Origin of the sequence: Nitrosospira multiformis (genome assembly GCF_900111585.1) — a bacterium.
GTDB classification, from domain to species: domain Bacteria; phylum Pseudomonadota; class Gammaproteobacteria; order Burkholderiales; family Nitrosomonadaceae; genus Nitrosospira; species Nitrosospira multiformis_B.
The window spans coordinates 297765-318856 of record NZ_FOHI01000004.1 but is presented as its reverse complement, the minus strand read 5'-3'; the positions used below and the strand labels follow the sequence as shown (position 1 = coordinate 318856).

Sequence of the window (21092 nt, the reverse complement as noted above, 5' to 3'; positions counted from 1 at the left end):
TGAGGAACAGCATGTACACTTCGGTCGGCACCATCGATAAACAACAGCAGATCGTGGAGTTTACTCCGCTTGTAAAACGGATTGCCAATCACATGATGGCGAGATTGCCTGTCAGCGTTGAAGCAGACGACCTGATACAGGTCGGAATGATCGGCCTGATGGAAGCGTTGAACCGGTATGAAGAGATGCCCGGGGCACAATTCGAGACGTATGCGCAGCAGCGCATTCGCGGCGCCATGCTCGACGAGTTGCGCCAGTTGGATTGGCTTCCGAGAGGGGTCCGAAGGGCCATGCGCCAGATCGAGAGCGCTATTAATGTGCTGCAGCAGCGCCTCGGCCGCTCTCCTTCGGAGCGGCAGATCGCCGAAGAACTCGGCGTGTCGATCGAAAGTTACCAGCAGATGCTGTTTGAAGCAAGAGGAACCCAGCTTATCCATTATGAGGATTTTTCGGACGATGAGGACGACGATTTTCTGGAGCGCAACTGTGCCGACAATACTGCTGATCCGCTGGCGTCGCTGCTCGACGGCGATTTGCGCCGGATTTTGATCAACGCGATAGAGGTCCTGCCCGAGCGTGAAAAAACGCTGATGGGGCTGTACTACGAGCAGGAACTGAATTTCAAGGAAATCGGCGCCGTTTTGGGTGTATCTGAATCGAGAATATGTCAAATGCATAGTCAGGCCATTGCCCGGCTACGCGTGCGACTCAAGGAATGCGCATGGACTTCAATAGCATAATAGGTATCGGTATTGCACTGGTTGCTGTTTTTGGCGGGCAAGTGCTCGAAGGAGGGCACCACGCATCGCTCATTCAGGTTACTTCGCTCACAGTCGTGTTGGGCGGGACGCTGGGAGCTGTTCTGCTGCAAAGTCCGGTCCGCCAGTTTGTACTTGCCATGAAAATGAGCCGCTGGATATTTGTTCCCCCAGTGCTCAACCCCGAGGCGTTGGTACAACATATTGCAACCTGGAGCGCTGCTGCGCGCAAGGAGGGCTTGCTGGCACTCGATACTCATGTTGAAGGTATCGACGATCCTTTCGTGAGAAAAGGATTGCAGATGGTGGTGGACGGCACCGAACCCAGGGTATTGCAACGCGTGCTGGAAGTGGAGATCGAGACTTTCGAGGATCTCCACCATCAGGGCGCCAAGGTGTGGGAAGCAGCCGGAGGTTATGCACCGACTCTCGGCATCCTTGGAGCAGTGATGGGATTAATCCAGGTAATGGAGAACCTGTCCAATCCTGCCGACCTTGGCGCGGGTATTGCGGTCGCATTCGTCGCGACCATTTATGGCGTCGGTCTGGCCAATCTTGCATTTTTGCCTATTGCAAACAAGCTGAAGACCCTCATTGCCCGGCAAGTATTGCTGCGGGACATGCTGGTCGATGGCCTGGTCGGAATTGCAAAAGGCGAGAATCCCCGGCTTATTGCAGAACGGCTGAAGGGATATGTTGTATGACGAAACCTTCCGGCCGAATCGGTACAGCTTGCTCAGCAGAGCAATCGTTCCATTCAGGAGAAATGATGAAAAACAGTGACAAAACCGCTATCCCAAACGAAGCCAACGAAATGGTTACGGCTGGAGATGACAAGCAAAGGCCGATGAAGGATGGCGTGTACGTGGAGAGACGGCAGGGGGAAAGACGTTCAGACGTAGAACGGCGCGACCCCAATAGCCGGGGAGCAAGCGAAAGAAGAAATCCGGACCGGCGCAAAGGTGGGCGCAGGGCGAGTGACAAAGAGGTATGAAGAAAAAGACCGGTTATGGTAGAAGAATAAAACGGAAACCCGGTTTATCAGGTAGACAGGCTTTCAATTGATATGGCCCGCAAACGCAAACTGGAAGAGCGTGAGAATCACGAGCGCTGGCTCGTATCCTATGCCGACTTTATCACGCTGCTGCTCGCGCTGTTTGTCGTGATGTATGCGGTTTCGCAGTTAAACGAAGGCAAATACCAGCGAGTGGCGGGCTCGCTTGTGAGCGCATTCGGTGCGCAATCGGATCGAAGCATACTTATTACGCCTGAGTCCGCGCCCTTGTCACCTGTTCAGGAGTCCCCGGAAGAGGACCGGGCAATAAAAAAGGCGCGTCGTCTGGCGGAAGCGCAGCGCAGGCAGCAGGAGGCAATGGAAGTTATCGCAAGAGATGTCGTAGCGGCCTTTCAGCCATTCAGCTCGCTCATCGAGAACGGACAGGTGAGGGTGATTCCGAGCAGTCGGGGACTGGCTGTGGAAATCAATGCCAGGGTATTATTTGCCCCCGGGCAGGCAGTTCTGGAACAAAACTCCGCGCGCGTTCTTGAAGCAGTGGCGCAAGTGCTGAAAGATAACGACTATCCCATCCAGGTGGAAGGCCATACGGACAGTATTCCGATCGTAACCGATAAATTTCCCTCCAACTGGGAATTGTCAGCAGTGCGGGCCAGCAGCGTGGTTCGATTGCTTATCGGTAGCGGAGTAGAGGCGGCACGGCTGACTGCCGTGGGCTATGGCGAGAACCGGCCTGTGGATTCGAACGATACCGAAGATGGCCGTACGCGTAATCGACGCGTTACCATCATGATCCTCTCCAATCCGGACCACAATCCGTTATTCGATAACCTCGAGGATGCGTCACAGGAAACCGAGTCCGCGTCGGCGGATTCTGAGAGAACCGCTTGCCTTTTTCGGCGAGAGAAACTAGCATAAGTTTTTCCTGCGGGGATTCAGCAGCCTCCCCATTCAAGACGTCCGCATTTCAAGACCTCGGCGTCCAAGGCCTGCTCCAATCTTAAGGGTCGAATTCCCTATAGAGGAGAGTGCATGGACGCTTCAAGCAAAGATACTGATGGACCGAATCCAGATACGTTCCCAGATATATTCCCTCCTGTTACTTTCGCCGAAGCCGCCTTATATTGGCTGAAGCTCGGATTCATCAGTTTTGGCGGACCTGCCGGGCAGATCGCGATCATGCACCACGATCTCGTCGAGAAAAAACGGTGGATTTCGGAAAGCCGTTTTTTGCATGCATTGAACTATTGTATTGTCCTGCCCGGTCCCGAGGCGCAGCAGCTAGCGACCTATATTGGTTGGCTCATGCATCGCACTCCGGGCGGCATCGTTGCGGGCATGCTTTTCGTATTGCCGTCTTTTTTCATTCTCGTGGGCCTTGCCTGGATATATATGGCATATGGCTCGGCTCCCGCAGTTGCGGGCCTGCTCTACGGTTTCAAGCCTGCTGTAGTGGCCATTGTTCTATCGGCCGCCTGGCGGATCGGCGCCAGGGTCCTGAAAAATCCCATCACATGGAGTATTGCCGCGCTCGCATTCCTGGCAGTCTTTGTTTTTGAACTACCGTTTCCCTTTATTGTTCTGGTTGCAGGTCTGATTGGATATTCAAGTGGACACTTTGCACCGGACTATTTCAGGACCACGAGTGTCCATGGCCCCGACAGAAAGGGCTTCGAAAGCGCCTGGATTGACGATCATACGCCCATACCACCGCATGCCTTGTTCACCATGAGAAGGTTCATAGGAGCGGGGGCCGCAGGCTTTGCCATCTGGTCGATTGTCATGGGTGCTTTTTCTCTCGCCTTTGGCTGGGAGGATACATTCACGCAAATCGGCTGGTTTTTCACCAAAGCTGCTTTGCTTACTTTCGGCGGCGCATATGCCGTTTTGCCCTATATTTATCAAGGCGCGGTAGAACATTACCAGTGGTTGACGCCTATTCAGATGATCGATGGGCTTGCGCTAGGGGAAACGACCCCAGGTCCTCTGATCATGGTGGTTACTTTCGTCGGTTTTGTCAGTGGATGGGCCAAAGCAGTACTGGGTTCAGAAGCACTTTTTGCATCGGCTTTTATCGCCTCCGCCATCGCCACTTTCTTTACCTTTCTGCCCAGCTTCATTTTCATTCTGCTAGGCGGTCCATTTATCGAAACCACACAAGGGAATCTGAAACTTACAGCCCCGCTTACCGGTATTACTGCCGCGGTAGTAGGTATTATTCTCAATCTGGCCTTATTTTTTGCCTATCACGTTTTCTGGGTATCGGGAATCGATGGTCCCGTAGACTGGATTTCCGCTGCCCTGGCTGCTATCGCACTGATTGCTTTATTTCGCTTCAAGAGCGGCGTCATTCCGGTCATTCTGGGATGCGGGCTGGGCGGCATGGTGCTGCGCTCGTTATTTCCGCAGTGATCGCACAGTCTGTTCTGAGCCTGGTTCGCACCTTTGGCAAACTCAGGCGAACGGGAGTGAAGGGCTCAGGGGCAACGGATGATGAGGCGGCAGGTTAGACCTGCAAAGATGAAAGGAATGCCAGCATTTATTCCGACACAGGAAATGTCGGAATTCTTTACTTTGTTCCAATCCGTCTGATCCTGATACGGATTGGATGGCGTTCTTAATAGAGGTAAGTATAGGGGATATGAGGGAAATCGCGATCCGTGTCCTGTTTTGCTTCCTTAGATCTCGCCAAGCCGGCGTCCGCCAGAAAAAATCTGCGGCTGACCGTTAGAGCCATAAAGTCCATTATCATGGAGGCCACGGGCAGCAGCCTGTAATGCAGAAAGTCTTTGCTGGTTATAGCGGAGGCGCTGGTTCACGAGAATACCGTTGATTTCGTTTATCTGGTGAGCGGTTTCAGTCAACTGGAGCAACTCCTGCCAAGCCATAGCTGCGGTGGGATGATCTGCCAACTTGCGTTCCATATCGCCCTGACCGCCCTGACCCTGCAGGGAGCCAGACATTGCAAGCCACTGCTCACGGGCCTGGGTAAGCTCGGCAAGCTGCTTAGCATGACCCGCTTTTTCCACGGCGAGCGGCAACAGCACGGACACATCCGCCTGTTGCAAGGCATGCTGCTCCCTGCGCAGCACATCGATGAACACCCGCACAGCATCACGCTCGTTAGCAATACCGGTAACGGGATCGAAAACAGTATTATTCAAGTTATCCCTGCCTGCTGCGAATCAGGTCGCGGACAGTGTCGAGTAATCCGTCAGCTACCTTGTCCGCATTGACCGTGAAACGGCCTTCACTGATGGCCTGCTTGATTTTTGCTACCCGTTCAGTATCAAAAACCTCGCCCTTCGACAAATTTTTCTCGATATTTTTCAGTTGCACACTCAGCTGAATATCGGTGCTTATGCTATTCGCGCCCCTCGCACCCGAGGTGGCAGCGCTTGCTACAGTGCGCTGTCCCGATTTACCAGGAGACGGCTGCCCTTCGTTAACCGGCTTGGCAGACTCTGTTTTGATTGAGTTCTCTATTTTCAATTGCTTGTCTCCTCAGTTTGACTGTAGACAGTTTAACGGAGAACTCGGGAGAAACTTGAGATTTATCAGGTCCAGTTACCGATTCTTACACGCAAGACGGCAACCCAAGAACGGATGAGCAAAGGTCATCTTTTTGTTTCCTGCTTTCCTGCAATCAATAAGTTACTTCAACGATGGCGCCTGCCCGGGCAATGCCGCTTACAACCGTACCCGAAGCGCTGCGAACTTTTACCGGCTGGCCCTCTGTTGCATGGGTCAGCGCTTTGCCTTCCGCGCTCACACTGAACCCTCGTCCGCTGGAGACAAGCTTCACAGTCTGATTCTGTATTACGGCTGTCGGAGCGCGAAGCATATCCTGGCGTAGCGGACTTCCGAAAGGGAGGCTGCCTCCCAAGGTTCTGCCTATTGCCTGATTCCAGTCGGTCACGATACCCGGCGGAAGTTGGGTGAGATCGCCTTTCCGGTGGGTCAGGTCTGAAGCCGCAATCACCTGTCCCTGTCTCAGTGGGCGGGTGCTTACCAGATAGTCAGCCACGACTTTTACAGTAGCACGGACATAAATGGTCCAGGAGTGAGGCGCCGTACACTGCACCATGACAGTTGTATTTCCCCAGGGGCGTGTGCCCGGCGGCAAGGAGGGTTCAAGCGCCGTGCAAGCCGGCAGTCCCACCCGCGCATCGATCGGCCCCGGCGTGATTTCCACCTCGCCGGGAAGACCGATCGACTGCATCTGCAGAAAGCTTAAAACCGCCTGCTGGACAGCATGCGGATCCTGCCTTGCAGTTGCCGGGGCAGAGGCTGCTGCGGAGACGAGCGAGGGGAGAATCAAGGATAGGAGAATGAGCAGGTTTGGGCTACAGGCCAATAACCGGGATAGTAATCGAAGATGGATGGCAGGCATATGGACTCTCAAAAATGCTTCCGGTGTGCGACTCCAGGATTTTAGTACGCATGAGTATCGGGTAGCGGTGGAAATGAGAGGTGTTTTTTCCGCTATTCGAGGCATTATCCAGAACAGGTATCCATATACGATATCACTATGCGATTGCCTGCTTCCTTACGTGATTGTTGCTGCAATGGCCCGTAATATGGGCCCGTAATGGACCGTAGGCAACTGGAGGGATGGGAGATCTAGAAGCTACAACGGCTAGGGAATCTGATTTCAGAGTCGAGATAAGGGGATTTAGGGGATTTATCCCCTTTTGATTCGGCTTTTGGACAATTTCCATCCCTAATAAGATGCTTTCGTTTATCCATATCAACAAGAATTGAAATTGATAGAAGGGGGAGATTTCCGTGATCGATAAGCTTGATCATGCATTTCGATTTTATCAGGATGCGGCCAATCTTCGGGCGCACAGGCAGCAATTGATTGCTTCAAACATTGCGAATGCGGATACGCCCCAATACAAGGCGCGCGACATCGATTTCAAGGAAGCGATGGAAGGCGCGTTGACCGGGAAGCGCGGCGTCATTCTTGTGACAAGCGCGCCGAATCATATTGCTTCTCCAGCAGGAGCAGGGGTGGCAGCGGGGCAGCAATTGCTGTACAGGACAGCCGTACAAGGCAGTGTGGACGGGAACACGGTCGATATGGATGTGGAACGCAACCAGTTTGCCGATAACGCCGTTCATTATGAGGCCAATCTCACATTCATCAGCGACCAGATCAGGCAGATGCGGACTGCCATTCAGGGCTAGGGGGAAAGCGGAATATGTCTCTTTTCAATATCTTTACCGTGGCCGGTTCGGCCATGACAGCCCAGAATCAGCGCCTCAATGTGGTTGCAAGCAACCTGGCAAACGCGGACAGCGCGGCGAGTTCCAATGGACAGCCATACAAGGCAAAGCAGGTCGTGTTCATGAGCACTTCGCCTACAGGGGATAACGGTATCTCAAATGGTACCCACGGCGTGAGGGTGTCCGGAGTAATCGAGGATCAATCTCCCATGAAGATGGTATACGAACCTTCGCATCCGATGGCGAATCCGGAGGGATTTGTCACCATGCCGAATGTAAATGTAGTGGAAGAGATGGTCGATATGATTTCTGCTTCGCGCTCGTACCAGAACAATGTGGACATGATGAATACCGCGAAGACATTACTGCTGAAAACCCTCACGATCGGACAATAGGAAACCTCCATGAGCACTATCCAGAATACACAGTCGACAAGTAATCCATTTGCCGCTTATGGAACCAGAAGCGCTGCCAAACCGGCAGAAGAAGACTTGCAGGACCGGTTTCTCAAGTTGCTGGTTACCCAAATGAAAAACCAGGATCCGCTCAATCCTCTCGACAACGCGCAAGTCACCACACAGCTTGCTCAAATCAGTACCGTGAACGGTGTCGAGAGACTTAATGCAACCATTCGAACCATTGCCGACAGTTTTACTGCCGGGCAATCGCTGCAAGCCGCCGGCATGATCGGAAGAGAGGTGCTTGTGCCTGGCTCCGCCTTGCAGTTGGCCGGCGGAGCGGCGCGATTCGGTATCGAACTGACGCAACCCGCGGATGAGGTGAAGGTAAGAATACATGACGCGGCCGGCCGCGAGATTCAAGTCATGAATCTTGGTCCTCAGGCGGCGGGCTCACTCGAATTGGCGTGGGATGGCAAGACAAGTGATGGCAGCCAGGCAGCGGATGGGAACTACAGCATAAGCGTTGCCGCGCTGCGTGGCGATCAGAAGGTGGAAGTACAGGCATTGGCGGCGGCAATCGTTCAAGGCGTATCCCAGGGAAATCAAGGCGTACAACTGGACGTCGGCAGCTTGGGATTGGTCGGATTGGCCGATATCAGGCAGATTTTTTAGGCCGAGGTAGGGAAGGGCAGGCGGCCGAAAGCCGTTCAGCTACAGGACATTTGGCATTTATCACGGTATTCAGTACGAACGAACAGGCAGGGGAGCGAAAAACATGAGTTTTCAGCAGGGTTTAAGTGGTTTGAATGCAGCATCGAAAAACCTCGATGTCATCGGTAATAATGTGGCCAATACGAATACCGTGGGCTTCAAGCAGTCACAGGCACAGTTTGCGGATATGTTCGCCAATTCGCTGTCGGGCGGTGGTGGCACGCAGGCCGGCATAGGTGTCAAGCTGGGCGGCATTGCTCAGCAGTTCAGCCAGGGAAGTATTACCGTATCCAACAATCCATTCGATATCGCCATCAGCGGTGCAGGTTTCTACCGTTTAAGCGACCAGGGCACGATCAGCTATTCGCGCAACGGCCAGTTTCATCCGGACAAGGATGGTTATATCGTCAACAGCAGTGGCCTCCGTCTTACCGGCTATATGGCCAACTCGACCGGACAGATCAATACCGGCACGCCTACCGATTTAAGGCTTTCCACTGCGGACCTCCCCCCTGTCACCACGACGCGTGTGAACGCATTGGTCAATCTCGATTCGCGCGGGACGCCGTTGAGTGCAGCCGGCTTCGATCTGACGGATCCTGCGACTTATCACAGCTCAACCTCGCTTTCAGTCTATGACAGCCTGGGTAATTCGACTCCATTATCGACATATTTCGTCAAGACGGCAGCCAATAGCTGGGATGTGTTCGCTGCCAACGATGGCACTGTCCTCAATGGCGGGCTGTCGATTGGCACATTGAATTTCTTGTCCAACGGCAGCCTCGACCCCTTGAGCTCCAGCAGCTTCAGTGTGACAGCTCCCGTCACTACCGGGGCCAATCCCCTCGCTTTCGATATCGATTTCGCAAACACGACGCAGTTTGGTTCCAGTTTCGGTATCAATGCATTATCGCAGGACGGGTACGCATCCGGCCAGCTCACCGGTTTCTCTATCGGCGAGGATGGGGTCGTAAGCGGCAGTTATTCCAACGGTAAATTTCTCTCCATGGGGCAGGTCGCGCTGGCCAATTTCGCCAATCCTCAGGGTTTGCAAGCAGTCGGCAATAATACCTGGAAAGAAAGCGCCGCTTCAGGCGCTGCGCTGGTAGCGGCGCCGGCTACCGGCGGCCTGGGTGTGCTACAGGCGGGCGCGATTGAGGATTCGAATGTGGAGCTTACCTCCGAGCTCGTCAATATGATTACGGCTCAGCGTGTTTACCAAGCCAATGCCCAGACGATCAAGACTCAGGATCAGATACTTCAGACAGTGGTGAATCTGAAGTAATCCGACTGACAGGCAATCATTGGAGTAAATATGGATCGCATGATTTATGTTGCCATGACGGGGGCCAAGCACGCGCTGGGACAGCACGCTGCGGTATCTCACAATCTGGCGAACGCGAACACTCCCGGATACCGCGCTGAAATAAATGCGCTGCGCGCTGTGCCGGTGTTCAGCGATACCCTCGCTACAAGGGCATTTGTGGTGGATTCAAGTGTCGGGGCGGATTTCCGTCCGGGCACGGTGCAGAACACTGCACGTGAACTTGACGTAGCAATACAGGGAGCCGGGTGGATCGCGGTACAACTGGCGGACGGTAGCGAGGCTTATACTCGCAACGGCGATCTTCATGTCAATGCCAATGGTGTATTGCAGACCCGGGACGGGTTGAACGTGCTGGGCGATACCGGACTGATTTCCATCCAGCCCAATGCGAAAGTTACCATAGGCACCGACGGTACGATCTCCACGGTGCCGGCCGGAGCAGGGACGAGCGAGCCCAATCTGGCTGTCGCAGTAGGTCGGATCAAGCTTGTTAATCCACCTGAGGGGCAACTCGTTCGCGGTTCTGACGGACTCTTCCGGTTGAGCGGCGGTGGCGAGGCGGAGGCGGATGGAAACGTTACCTTGAGCAGCGGTGCGCTGGAGGGGAGCAACGTCAATGTCGTGGAGGCGATGGTGGACATGATTTCCCTTTCCCGTCAGTTCGAGACGCATATGAAGCTGTTGCAGAATGCGGAAGGCAATGCCCAACGGGCGAGCCAGCTCCTGTCGATCAGCGGGTGAGGTGGGGAAGAGTCCTGCACATTTCCGTATTGATACGTCACTTTGATGAGTGATTGTAACCAGATAATAGAAAATAATTTTTCATGGAGTTGATGTGATTCGATCACTTTGGATTTCCAAGACCGGGCTTGATGCGCAGCAGACGCAGATGGATGTCATTGCCAATAACCTGGCGAATGTCAGCACGAACGGCTTCAAGCGCTCGCGTGCCGTTTTTGAAGACCTGCTGTACCAGACGCTTCGCCAGCCGGGCGCACAATCCTCACAGCAAACCCAGCTGCCTTCCGGCCTGCAGCTCGGGACCGGCGTGAGACCTGTTGCCACCGAACATGTATTTACCCAGGGCAACTTGCAGCAGACCGGAAATTCCAAGGACGTCGCTATCCAGGGACAGGGATTTTTCCAGGTGCTGCGACCCGACGGATCGACAGCCTACACTCGGGATGGTTCGTTTCAGACCGATTTCGAAGGGCAACTGGTAACGTCCAGTGGCTATTACGTTCAACCTGCGATCACCATTCCGCCGAATGCCCAGAGCATCACCGTGGGCCGTGACGGAATCGTTTCCGTAACCACCCAGGATTCCACCGCGCCCGTTCAAGTGGGCAATCTGCAGCTTGCCACATTTGTCAATCCTGCCGGCTTGCAGAGCGTGGGCGAAAATCTTTATGTGGAAACAGCATCGAGTGGCACTCCTAACGTTACCAATCCCGGTACGGATGGGGCCGGGTTACTCAACCAGGGATACGTGGAAACCTCCAATGTCAACGTGGTGGAGGAACTGGTCAATATGATTCAGACGCAACGGGCATACGAGATCAATAGCAAGTCGGTGCAAACGTCGGACCAGATGTTGCAACGCCTGACCCAGCTATAGATCGGAGTAACCGGATCGAACATTCAATGTCTGCGGCTGAAGCGGCGATGACAATCAAGAATCATGGCGGCACAAAATGGTTTTGAGTTTCTCAGCGAAGCGACGCGCACGAGTTCTCGGTTTCATGACATGGGTGCTGCTCGCGCTCTCCGGTTGCGTCAGCCTCCCGCCGCCTGCGCCAATCGTTCACCAACCTATGTCTGCGCGCGCGGCGCTGCCCGCGCCATCGCCTGGCAACGGGTCGGTTTATCAGGCCAGTCATCAATACCACTCCTTGTTCATCGACCGGCGGGCGCGCCAGATCGGCGATACGCTGGTGATTCTCCTCACCGAGCGAACCAATGCCAGCAAGCGCTCCAACAGCAGCGCCAACAAGAATGGCGATTTGAGTTTCGGCATTCCGCCAATCGTGTTTGGTGTGCCTATCACAAAAAAAATCGATCTGGGAGCGTCCTCGTCCAATGATTTCGCAGGTAAGGGTGAGGCAGCTTCCACCAATAATTTTAGCGGCACGATTACCGTTACCGTGATCGATGTGCTGCCCAACAGTTATCTGGTAGTAAGTGGCGAAAAGCAGCTGGCAATGACCCAGGGCTCGGAATACATCCGTTTCTCTGGCGTTGTGCGCCCGGAAACGGTGATCAACAACACGGTATCATCGATCCAGGTGGCGGATGCGCGAATCGAGTATAAGGCGAATGGCTATATCGACGAGGCGCAAACCATGGGCTGGCTTTCACGCTTCTTTCTGACCGTTGCGCCATTCTGAAGTGCGCGCACGAGGTAAATCCATGAGATACCTGATTTCAACAGGAATCGCTGCCCCGGTCTGGTTCGCTTTCTTCTGCGTATGGGTGGGTTTATGGACCTTTTCCATGCCTGTTCAGGCAGAGCGCATCAAAGATCTGGCATCGATTCAGGGTATACGCACCAATCAGCTCATCGGCTATGGACTGGTAGTGGGACTGGATGGGACAGGTGATCAGACCGTTCAGACACCATTTACCATTCAAAGTCTTAATAACATGCTGATGCAGCTGGGCGTCAATGTGCCGCCCGGAACGAACATGCGGTTGCGGAATGTGGCGGCCGTGATGGTGACAGCTGCGCTTCCACCGCTTACCCAGCCGGGCCAGGCGATCGACGTCACGGTATCCAGCATGGGTAACGCTAGGAGCTTGCGCGGAGGTACCCTGCTGATGACTCCGCTCAAGGGAATCGACGGTCAGGTCTACGGGGTGGCTCAGGGTAACCTGCTGGTCGGTGGAATAGGCGCCGCTGCCAGCGGAAGTAAAGTCCAGGTCAATCATCTGAATGCCGGTCGTATTCCCGGTGGAGCGACAGTCGAACGCGCGGTACCGGTAGCACTGGGGCAGAATGACATGATCCGCCTTGAACTGAATACTATCGATTTCTCCACAGCGAAACGGATTGTGGATGCGGTCAACACACGCTTCGGCATGGGTACGGCTGCTGCGCTGGATGGCCGGGCTATCCAGGTACGGACACCCCCGGAAAGCGATCAAAGGGTGGCATTTCTGGCGGAGATGGAAAGCCTTACCATCAATCCCGCACAAATGCCGGCTCGAGTGATCGTGAATAGCCGCACGGGTTCAGTGGTCATGAATCAGGCGGCAACGGTGGATCAATGCGCGATTGCTCACGGGAACCTGACGGTCGTTATCAGTACGGAACCCGTTATCAGCCAGCCTGGACCATTTTCATCGGGGCGGACCGTACAGGCGCAGCGCTCGACCATAGAAATCAAGCAGGAGTCGGGTATGTTGACGATGGTTGAAGGCGCTTCGCTGGCGGAAGTGGTAAAGGCATTGAACGCGATCGGCGCGACGCCGCAGGATCTGCTGGCAATTTTGCAGGCGATGAAGTCAGCCGGTGCGCTGCGGGCTGAGCTGGAAATCATCTGATGGTTGCTCCGGTCGATCTATCCACGCGCTTCGCCCTTAACGTCCAGGCGGTAAACGGGCTACGCGTGGAATCAAAAAAAACCGGCGAGGCGGGTCTTGAAGCCGCAGCCAGGCAGTTCGAAGCTCTCTTTCTGAACATGCTGCTGAAAAGCATGCGCGATGCTACCCCTAAAGACGATCTGATGGAGAGCGAGCAGAGCCGATTGTATCTCTCGATGCTGGATCAACAGTTTTCCCAGACCATGGCTGCGCGCGGCATTGGCCTTGCCGAGATCATGGTGCGTCAGTTGCGCCATGCTGCGCCGCCTGATCCGATGGAAAAAGCGGGGACTCCGCAAAACCCCAATAGCCATGCCTTGGATCAATCGACGCCACCCTCTCCAGCGGAGACGGGGAAGCATCCGGGTTTGCGAGGTTACGCACCGACAGTAGAGATGCAGGAACGACTGCAGGAAATAGAGGGACAGAAGGAACCCGCAAAACGCGGACAGATCGAGCAGCGAGGTCAACCAGGGTGGTCTGGAGCGGGACAGTCAGATCCATCCAGATTGGAACAGGAGGGGTCGCAGGCGAGCGGAATACCTGCGCATGTGTCCGAGTTCAAGGCAAGGGTAGGGGCATATGCGCAGGAAGTGAGCCAGGCAACGGGTATTCCGGTCCAGTTCATGCTCGGGCAGGCAGCACTGGAAAGCGGATGGGGAAAACGCGAGCTGCGTGCTACGGATGGAACCCACAGCCACAATCTGTTTGGCATAAAAGCGGGGGCCGGCTGGAAGGGGCCTGTGGTGGAAGCGGTTACGACAGAATATATCAATGGCATTGCCCATAAGAAGGTGGAGAAATTTCGCGCTTATCCATCCTACGCCGAAGCTTTCCGCGACTACGCCAACCTTTTGAGCACCAATCCACGCTACACGGAAGCACTCAGGCAAGCGGTGCAGAAGTTCGATGCCGAAGGATTCGCCCATGCCCTGCAACGAGCCGGCTATGCTACGGATCCGGCCTATGGAGACAAGTTAGGCCGGATTATCAGGACCACTCCCTGGTCCTGAGCCTCCATAAGGGGTAAGAACCGGCAGCAAATCTTTCGGAGGATTTCTCCGTCCCCCTAAATATTTTCAACCCGATGCCGTCAATATATGCACGACATTCAGAGCAGTCTACTGACAGAGATAGGGTATAACCATGAGTAGTGGTATTTTCGGCATTGGACTCAGCGCGCTCCAGGCTGCCCAGCGGGGATTGCTCGTTACAGGACATAACATCAGCAATACCGCAACTCCAGGTTACACCCGTCAGCAGGTTATCCAGTCGACCAGTGATGCCAGGGCTACGGGCAGTGGATTTATTGGTCAGGGTGTGCAGGTCGATACAGTAAAGCGGGCTTATAACCAGTTTCTCTCCAAGCAGGTTGCGCAGGCTGGAACTGAATCCAGCCAGCTGGAAACATACTTTTCCCAGATGAAGCAGATCGACAGCCTGCTGGCCGATTCCATCGGCGGTTCGGGTCTGTCGCCTGCCTTGCAGGATTTCTTCGGCAGCCTCCAGGAAATGGCGACAAATCCCGCTGAAGTGGCATCGCGCCAATCCATGCTGTCGAACGCAGAGGTGCTGGTACGGCAGTTTCATTCAATGAACAGCCAGCTGGATGAAATCCAGGAAGGGGTAAACAGGCAAATCGAGAACAGCACTTCGCTTATCAATACCTTGGGAGCGCGAATCGCAAAATTGAATGAAACCATCGGTATGGCGGAGAGTTCTGCCAACGGCCAGCCGGCGAACGACTTGCGGGATCAGCGCGATGAGTTGGTGGCGCAGCTCAACGACGAGGTTCGCGCCACAGTGGTGGTGCAGAGTGATGGGGGGTACAGTGTTTTCCTAGGGGGAGGCCAGCCTCTGGTAATGGGTTCGCAAGCGTTTCAGCTTACTGCCAGACCCTCCGCAATGGATGCTGACCGCCTTGAGATTGCCCGTGTTATGGGCGGCGGCAGTATTCCGCTCAAGGAGGCAAACCTGGATGGAGGCAAGCTCGGCGGGTTGCTGCAATTTCGCAACGAGATCATTGATACGGTACGCAATGGGCTGGGGCGGGTGGCGAGCGGTTTAGCGGGAACCTTTAACGAACAGCACCGGTTGGGACAAGATGCGCAAGGTAATCTGGGGGGTGATTTTTTTACTACACCGGATCCGGTGGTAGCAGCGTCGACAGAAAATACCGGCAGCGCAGTCATTGAAGCCGAAATCGTCAGTTATCGCGATCTGGACGTCAGCGATTATCGTCTGAGTTTTGATGGCGCCAACTATACCCTGAAACCCATCCGGAATGGAGTGGAAGGGAATACTCAGACTTTTGCTACCTTCCCTCAGACAGTGGATGGCGTGCGCTTGAACCTTGCTTCCGGAACAGTTGCGGCGGGAGATGAGTTTCTTATTCGACCGACGGCAAAGGGCGCCGGCCAGCTTGCAGTTGCGGTTCAGGATACGGGCAAGATCGCCGCGGCGGCACCCATCCGGACAAGCGCACCTGCTATAAATGCCGGTACCGGCCGCATCAGCGCAGGCACGGTGAACGCACCGCCTCCCACTGATCCCAATCTGCAACAAGCGGTCACGCTTACTTTTACCAGTGCCACCACTTTTGATGTAAGCGGTACCGGCACAGGAAATCCGACCAGCGTTCCCTTTACTGCGGGTGGCCCGATTACGTTCAATGGCTGGACTGTTCAGATTACCGGAACGCCCAAGCCGGGCGATACGTTCAGTATCGGCCCGAACACGGATGGAGTGGCTGATAACCGCAATGCCTTGCTGCTGGGAGCATTGCAGTCAAGCAACACATTGGCTGCCGGCGGAGCCAGCTACCAGGGCGCATACGGGCAACTGGTCAGCCTGATGGGTAACAAGACGCGCGAACTGGAAGTCACGGCCGATGCTCAGGCTGCCCTGTTTACCCAAACCCGGGCTTTGCAGCAATCGGAAGCAGGTGTCAATCTCGACGAGGAAGCGGCTAACCTGCTGCGTTACCAGCAGGCGTATCAGGCAGCGAGCAAAGTGATACAAACAGCTAATCAGATGTTCGATGCGCTACTCGAGATAACGAGGTAAAAGCGCGCTGCAAAAAAATGTGCGGCTCGCGAAAGCGGATCCTGAGAACACTTGAAGCGGTGTGATCAGTGCAAGCACCGGCTATGGCAAGAACATGCAAGAACATATCAGTATGAGATAGAAAAAAGGAATCAAAATGCGCGTCAGCAGTAATACCAGTTACGAGGCGGGACTTGCTGCCATCCACCGCCAGCAATCGGCACAGATGAGGACTTTCGAACAGATAAGCACCGGCCGCAGCGTGCTCACGCCGTCCGCAAATCCGGCAGCGTATGTTCGGGCACTCGATGTTGCCGAGGCAGACTCCGCCAACAGCCAATACGTGTTGAACCGGCAAAATGGCATGGCCAGCCTCAGCATGCTGGAAGATACTCTTGGCGGCATTACAACCCTGCTGCAAAGGGCGCAGGAGCTTACCGTGGCTGCCGGAAACGGTACGCTGAATGACAGCGGACGCGAAACCATTGCCACTGAATTGCGCACGAGTCTGGGTGAACTTCTGGGTTTGTCCAACCGAAAGGACGTAAACGGGCAATATCTCTTTTCCGGTTATCAGAGTTCAACCAAGCCGTTTGAGGATACCGGGAGCGGGGTGCAATATGTTGGCGATGAAGGCTTGCGCATGATACAAGCCAGCTCATCCCGACAGCTTGCAGTAAATGAGTCAGGACGAGAGGTGTTCGAACGCATTCCTGCGGCGAAAGGCGGGTACCACAGCATGTTCAAGACGCTATCGGATCTGGCTGATTTACTCGAAACACCGGTAACCGACCCGACGGGCAAGGCAGCCCTCGCCACCGGTCTGGATACTACGCAAGTGAACCTCTCTAATGCACTCGACAATGTGCTCAAGGTGCAGGCATCGGTAGGAACGCGCATGAAGGAAATCGATGCCTTGAATGAACGCGGCGAAGATTTGAATATTCAGTACAAACAGCAGTTGTCGGAATTACGGGATGTGGACTACGTTGAGGCCATCAGTGACCTGACTCAGCAGCGGACCTACTTGGAAGCTACGCAGAAGGCATTTCTGAAGGTGCAAAGCCTTTCCTTGTTCGATTATATACGCTGATGGCGGCAAAATATTTCACGCACGGATTCTTTACCTGGAAAGATGTTTCCTGCTGATGGTTACCATGCTCCGAGTCATTCCACAGGGAGTCGGGCTATCCGACCGCGGTTCTGACTACGGGTGGCTATAACCGCTACCTGAGTTTTCAGTCGAATAGAGACTGACAGATGATTCTAGATACGGCTCCACATATTTCTTCGATCGGGCAGGTAAAGGAATTTTTCCTGGCCCGTCAACCTATTCTGGATCAGAACCAGAATCTGATCGCTTACGAGTTATTGTTCCGCCGCACGGGAGTCAGGGCGCCGGTTAGCGCCGAGGATACACGCGGTGCCGCTTCCATCATCGCACATACATCCGAACTGGGCATTGAGAACGTGACCGGGAGCGCACTGGGCTTCTTCAACGTGAATTCCACCTTGTTGATGGGAGACCTGGTTAATTTTCTACCGCCCGAAAAAGTTGTGTTCGAGTTTCCTCAAACGGACAAGATCACTCCCGAACTCGTCCGGCGTGTTGCCGAACTGGCCAATGCAGGATATAGATTTGCGCTGGATGACGTTATCACCCTGTCCGAATACATAAAACCGTTACTGCCGTTTGTTGAAATCATCAAGATCGACACGTCCGTCATGACGTACGCCGATCTGGCCATGCTCGTTCGCCAGTTCAAACAGGCCCGCAAGGTGCTTCTCGCTGACAAAGTAGAGACGCTCGAACAATTCCAGAATTGCCATGAGCTCGGATTTGACTATTACCAGGGTTACTACTTTGCAAAACCAGCTCTTCTGTCAGGCAAGAAGCTTGCAACTTCGCAACTGGCGATCATGGAACTGATGACTCTGGTAGCCAGGGACGCCGACACGATAGAAATCGAGCAACGCATCAAAAAAGAAGTATCGCTCTGCCTGTCCTTATTACGACTGGTCAATACGCCGGGCATGGGTGTTACGAAAAACATACATTCGTTAAGTGACGCTTTGATGGTCCTGGGCCGCCGCCAGTTGCAGCGATGGTTGCAAATTCAGATCTATGTCGGGTCGGATCCTCAGCTCCAGTTCGGGTCACCGCTTCTCCTGATGGCAGCCACACGCGGCAAACTTCTTGAATTGGTCGCCCAAAAACTTCAGCCCGCAAACAGAAGCATGGCCGATATTGCCTTCACCGTAGGCATTTTATCCTTGCTGGATGCTTTGTTCGGACAACACATGGAAAGAATTCTCCGCCAGATCGTTCTGAGCGAGGAGATCACCGAAGCCTTGCTGTACCGGACGGGGTTTTACGGAGACTTGCTGAAGCTTGCCGAATATCTCGAAAAACCTGGCGAAGCCGGCCGACTGCTCATGCCCCTGCTTGCCAGATTGGGGCTGCCGATCGAAGAGCTCTATCCATTCCAATTGGAAGCATTTGAATGGAGCAACAGTTTGTTACCTACCTTATAGAGGGCATAAGCTCCTGGTTCGACATGTCATCCCGCATCCCTGATACACCGGATATCGGGGTTAAAGAGTTATCCGGCTAGGGGCACAAAAATTGATTTCACTGCGTCTGCACCTCCGCAGAAGGCCGGGGAAACCGGGAATCCTGGAGGGGTTATAATATAAAAATGGATACTGTTCATAGCAGTGAGCCAACCCGCGCCGAAATCGATTCGCTCCAAGGTCCAGCTCTTGTCGAGTTCGGTGCCGCATGGTGCGGATACTGCCGGGCTGCGCGGCCGTTGATTGCTTCAGCCTTGTCCGGAGCCCCATCAGTGCGTCATATCCGGATAGAGGATGGAAAAGGACGGCGGTTAGGACGCTCGTTTGGGGTGAAGCTCTGGCCGACCCTGATTTTTTTGAAGGACGGAAAAGAAATGGCTCGCCTGGTCCGGCCTGAGAATTCCGATCTTATTCAGCGCGCCCTAGAAAATATCTGCAAGGATGCGTGAAATCTTCAAGAGTGCGTGATCGCGCTGTATCCTCTACGTCCCGCCAGAATCTGTCGCATTAATTATAACTTGCACAGTCAATAACATATCAGCACTGCATGAAGCAAAAAAAGGAAAATTCAGAATCCATCCATATGGGGGAAGCCTACCCTCCGGATGTTGCCGCCAATTCTCCGGGGATGGTTTTTCAATACATACAAAAGGAAGACGGTACTTCCTCCATGCCCTTTATCAGTGATCAGTGCGCCAATGTGCTCGGGATCTCGGCTGGAGAATTGAAGGCTAATCCTTCGCTGCTCCAGGATCTCGTGCTTCCGGAAGACCGGGAGAGCCTGGAGTATTCGAAGGCGCAATCCGCAGCTAATCTGACAACGTGGAATTGGGAAGGACGCCTGTGGATCGAATCCTACGGGGATATAAAGTGGGTCAGCTTGCGAGCGAGCCCGAGGCGGGAGAAGGGCGCGTGCGTGGTCTGGGAAGGCATTATCATCAATATCACCGAGAGCAGGCGCCGGGAGACAGAGCTCAAGGCATCCCATGAACGGCTCAAGGAAGTATCAGCGCACGTCATGGCGGCGAGGGAGCACGAACGTATACGCATTGCCAGAGAAATACACGATGATCTGGGAGGAAACCTTACTGCCATCAAGATCGATCTCGACTGGCTGGTGAGGCGGATCGATGCAGGGGCCAGCAGCGCCGAGAATGCTGTATTGCTTGCGAAAGTGCGTACTGTTTCCGATCTGGTGGATCGCACCATACATTCGATACAACGTATTTCCCGGGACCTGCGGCCAGGCATCATGGATTTTGGCATTTTTGCGGCAATAGAATGGGAAGCGGGTGAATTTGCAAAACGCTATGGCATACCTTGTAAGGTATCGTGCAACGAGCCGGATATTGAACTCGAACCTGACATGGCAGTTGCCGTATTTCGAATTTTTCAGGAAGCACTCACCAATATTGCGAAGCACGCGCATGCTTCGCATGTCTGGGTCGGGCTGGACTTGAGGCAGGAATATCTGGAGCTCAAAGTGCAGGATAATGGCTGCGGTATCGCCCCAAACGATTTGAGAAAGCTTGATTCGTTCGGAATTCGGGGCATGGTGGAGCGCGCGAGCCTGCTCGAGGGAAAACTGACAGTCAGCGCAGGACAGCGGCATGAGCGGATTCAGCCCCGGCAAGGTCAGCCAAGGCCCCAGCGGGAACGGACAGGAGAGGAGCAGGCAAGTCAAGGCACTCTGGTGCATCTCTCGATTCCGCTTGCTGCGGAAGCGCGGACAACGGTCCCTGCAACGGCTATTTCAGGGAAATCGACCCGGTCATGAATGTGCTGATTGTCGACGATCACGCCATCGTGCGTCAGGGCTTGAGGCAGATTCTGACTGAAAGCGGAAAAATCGATCTCATTGCTGAAGCGGAATCGGGCGGAGAGGCAATGCGGCAACTGCGTGAAGGTGAGTGGAGCGCAGTGGTGCTGGATATCTCCCTGCCCGACAGGAACGGTATTGAAGTGTTGAAGCAGATCAGGAAAGAGCGTCCCAAATTACCCGTGCTCATGCTGAGCATGCATGAGGAGGGACTTTATGCGATCCGGGCACTGAAGGCGGGAGCTTCCGGGTATATAACCAAGCAGAGCGCTCCCAATGAGTTGATGGCCGCCATCAACCAGGTCGCCAGGGGGCGCAAGTACCTGACGCCCGCAGTGGCAGAAGCCATGGCTGAAAGCCTTGGCACTGATCACGATCGTCCGCTGCACGAAACATTGTCCGATCGTGAATACCAGACCCTGCGCCTGATCGCTTCAGGCAAGAGTCTCACGGATGTGGCCGAGGAAATGCATCTGTCGGTCAAGACTGTGAGTGTCTATCGCGGCCGGCTCCTGCAAAAGATGAAGCTCAAGAACAATGCGGAAGTGACCCACTACGCAATCAAGAACGGCCTCGCTTGAGCCCCTCAGCCCCTTAGTCCCTCAGCTCCTGGGGCCGCCGGATTATC

The 21092-nt window shown here is 54.4% G+C and carries 23 protein-coding genes; 20 read left to right on the top strand and 3 right to left on the bottom strand.

Annotation, left to right across the window (positions count from 1 at the left end):
• Window positions 1-11 precede the first annotated feature (11 nt).
• The 5 genes from BMW46_RS08745 to chrA all read left to right on the top strand — a co-directional run bounded on the left by BMW46_RS08745 (window position 12) and on the right by chrA (window position 4185).
• Window positions 12-740, top strand: a complete 729-nt coding sequence (locus tag BMW46_RS08745) for an RNA polymerase sigma factor FliA (protein WP_074707301.1) — start codon at window positions 12-14, stop codon at window positions 738-740.
• Entirely contained in the window at window positions 722-1462 is a 741-nt protein-coding gene (locus tag BMW46_RS08740) for a flagellar motor protein (protein ID WP_074707298.1), read from the top strand. Before BMW46_RS08745 ends, BMW46_RS08740 begins: the two co-directional genes overlap by 19 nt.
• Window positions 1463-1524: 62 nt before the next feature.
• Window positions 1525-1752: a hypothetical protein gene (locus tag BMW46_RS08735; protein ID WP_143121440.1), complete on the top strand. Its 228-nt coding sequence runs from the start codon at window positions 1525-1527 to the stop codon at window positions 1750-1752.
• A 72-nt stretch (window positions 1753-1824) separates the two neighbouring features.
• Window positions 1825-2691: a flagellar motor protein MotD gene (gene motD, locus BMW46_RS08730; RefSeq protein ID WP_074707293.1), complete on the top strand. Its 867-nt coding sequence runs from the start codon at window positions 1825-1827 to the stop codon at window positions 2689-2691.
• A 114-nt stretch (window positions 2692-2805) separates the two neighbouring features.
• On the top strand, window positions 2806-4185 hold the full coding sequence (chrA, locus tag BMW46_RS08725; RefSeq protein ID WP_081355745.1) for a chromate efflux transporter: 1380 nt from the start codon (window positions 2806-2808) through the stop codon (window positions 4183-4185).
• Window positions 4186-4451: 266 nt separating this feature from the next.
• Here the strand turns inward: chrA and BMW46_RS08720 are convergent, their stop codons facing one another.
• The 3 genes from BMW46_RS08720 to flgA form a co-directional block, all read right to left on the bottom strand.
• Window positions 4452-4937, bottom strand: a complete 486-nt coding sequence (locus BMW46_RS08720; RefSeq protein ID WP_074707290.1) for a flagella synthesis protein FlgN — start codon at window positions 4935-4937, stop codon at window positions 4452-4454.
• A 1-nt stretch (window position 4938) separates the two neighbouring features.
• Window positions 4939-5265 (bottom strand): flagellar biosynthesis anti-sigma factor FlgM, encoded by a 327-nt coding sequence (gene flgM, locus BMW46_RS08715; RefSeq protein ID WP_074707287.1) that lies wholly within the window; start codon window positions 5263-5265, stop codon window positions 4939-4941.
• Between the two features lie 154 nt (window positions 5266-5419).
• Window positions 5420-6166: a flagellar basal body P-ring formation chaperone FlgA gene (gene flgA, locus BMW46_RS08710; protein ID WP_074707285.1), complete on the bottom strand. Its 747-nt coding sequence runs from the start codon at window positions 6164-6166 to the stop codon at window positions 5420-5422.
• A 395-nt stretch (window positions 6167-6561) separates the two neighbouring features.
• On the opposite strand from flgA, the gene flgB reads away from it, so the two are divergent.
• The 15 genes from flgB (at window position 6562) to BMW46_RS08635 (ending at window position 21045) form a co-directional block, all read left to right on the top strand.
• Window positions 6562-6966, top strand: coding sequence for a flagellar basal body rod protein FlgB (flgB, locus tag BMW46_RS08705; RefSeq protein ID WP_074707282.1), 405 nt, complete (start codon window positions 6562-6564; stop codon window positions 6964-6966).
• A gap of 14 nt (window positions 6967-6980) precedes the next feature.
• On the top strand, window positions 6981-7400 hold the full coding sequence (flgC, locus tag BMW46_RS08700; RefSeq protein ID WP_074707279.1) for a flagellar basal body rod protein FlgC: 420 nt from the start codon (window positions 6981-6983) through the stop codon (window positions 7398-7400).
• Window positions 7401-7409: 9 nt separating this feature from the next.
• Entirely contained in the window at window positions 7410-8078 is a 669-nt protein-coding gene (gene flgD, locus BMW46_RS08695) for a flagellar hook assembly protein FlgD (protein ID WP_074707277.1), read from the top strand.
• A 103-nt stretch (window positions 8079-8181) separates the two neighbouring features.
• Window positions 8182-9402 (top strand): flagellar hook protein FlgE, encoded by a 1221-nt coding sequence (flgE, locus tag BMW46_RS08690; protein ID WP_074707274.1) that lies wholly within the window; start codon window positions 8182-8184, stop codon window positions 9400-9402.
• A 30-nt stretch (window positions 9403-9432) separates the two neighbouring features.
• Complete coding sequence (locus BMW46_RS08685) at window positions 9433-10185, top strand: flagellar basal body rod protein FlgF (protein WP_074707271.1); 753 nt, start codon at window positions 9433-9435, stop codon at window positions 10183-10185.
• A gap of 94 nt (window positions 10186-10279) precedes the next feature.
• Window positions 10280-11062 (top strand): flagellar basal-body rod protein FlgG, encoded by a 783-nt coding sequence (gene flgG, locus BMW46_RS08680; RefSeq protein ID WP_074707269.1) that lies wholly within the window; start codon window positions 10280-10282, stop codon window positions 11060-11062.
• Between the two features lie 76 nt (window positions 11063-11138).
• Window positions 11139-11831, top strand: a complete 693-nt coding sequence (locus tag BMW46_RS08675) for a flagellar basal body L-ring protein FlgH (protein WP_074707266.1) — start codon at window positions 11139-11141, stop codon at window positions 11829-11831.
• 22 nt (window positions 11832-11853) lie between these two features.
• Window positions 11854-12987 carry a flagellar basal body P-ring protein FlgI gene (locus BMW46_RS08670; RefSeq protein ID WP_074707264.1) on the top strand — a complete coding sequence of 378 codons (1134 nt, stop codon included), beginning with the start codon at window positions 11854-11856 and terminating at the stop codon, window positions 12985-12987.
• Window positions 12987-14039: a flagellar assembly peptidoglycan hydrolase FlgJ gene (gene flgJ, locus BMW46_RS08665; RefSeq protein ID WP_081355744.1), complete on the top strand. Its 1053-nt coding sequence runs from the start codon at window positions 12987-12989 to the stop codon at window positions 14037-14039. The genes BMW46_RS08670 and flgJ overlap by 1 nt, the downstream gene beginning before the upstream one ends.
• Window positions 14040-14172: 133 nt before the next feature.
• The gene (gene flgK / locus BMW46_RS08660) at window positions 14173-16092 is read left to right on the top strand and encodes a flagellar hook-associated protein FlgK (RefSeq protein ID WP_074707259.1); all 1920 of its coding nucleotides are present in this window, start codon (window positions 14173-14175) and stop codon (window positions 16090-16092) included.
• A gap of 136 nt (window positions 16093-16228) precedes the next feature.
• A complete protein-coding gene (gene flgL / locus BMW46_RS08655) occupies window positions 16229-17164 on the top strand; it encodes a flagellar hook-associated protein FlgL (protein ID WP_074707256.1) in 936 nt (311 codons plus the stop codon).
• 167 nt (window positions 17165-17331) lie between these two features.
• Window positions 17332-18606 (top strand): EAL and HDOD domain-containing protein, encoded by a 1275-nt coding sequence (locus tag BMW46_RS08650; RefSeq protein ID WP_081355743.1) that lies wholly within the window; start codon window positions 17332-17334, stop codon window positions 18604-18606.
• 164 nt (window positions 18607-18770) lie between these two features.
• Entirely contained in the window at window positions 18771-19094 is a 324-nt protein-coding gene (locus BMW46_RS08645; protein WP_074707254.1) for a thioredoxin family protein, read from the top strand.
• Window positions 19095-19192: 98 nt separating this feature from the next.
• On the top strand, window positions 19193-20422 hold the full coding sequence (locus tag BMW46_RS08640) for a sensor histidine kinase (RefSeq protein ID WP_074707251.1): 1230 nt from the start codon (window positions 19193-19195) through the stop codon (window positions 20420-20422).
• The gene (locus BMW46_RS08635) at window positions 20419-21045 is read left to right on the top strand and encodes a response regulator (RefSeq protein ID WP_074707249.1); all 627 of its coding nucleotides are present in this window, start codon (window positions 20419-20421) and stop codon (window positions 21043-21045) included. Before BMW46_RS08640 ends, BMW46_RS08635 begins: the two co-directional genes overlap by 4 nt.
• Window positions 21046-21092: the final 47 nt, after the last annotated feature.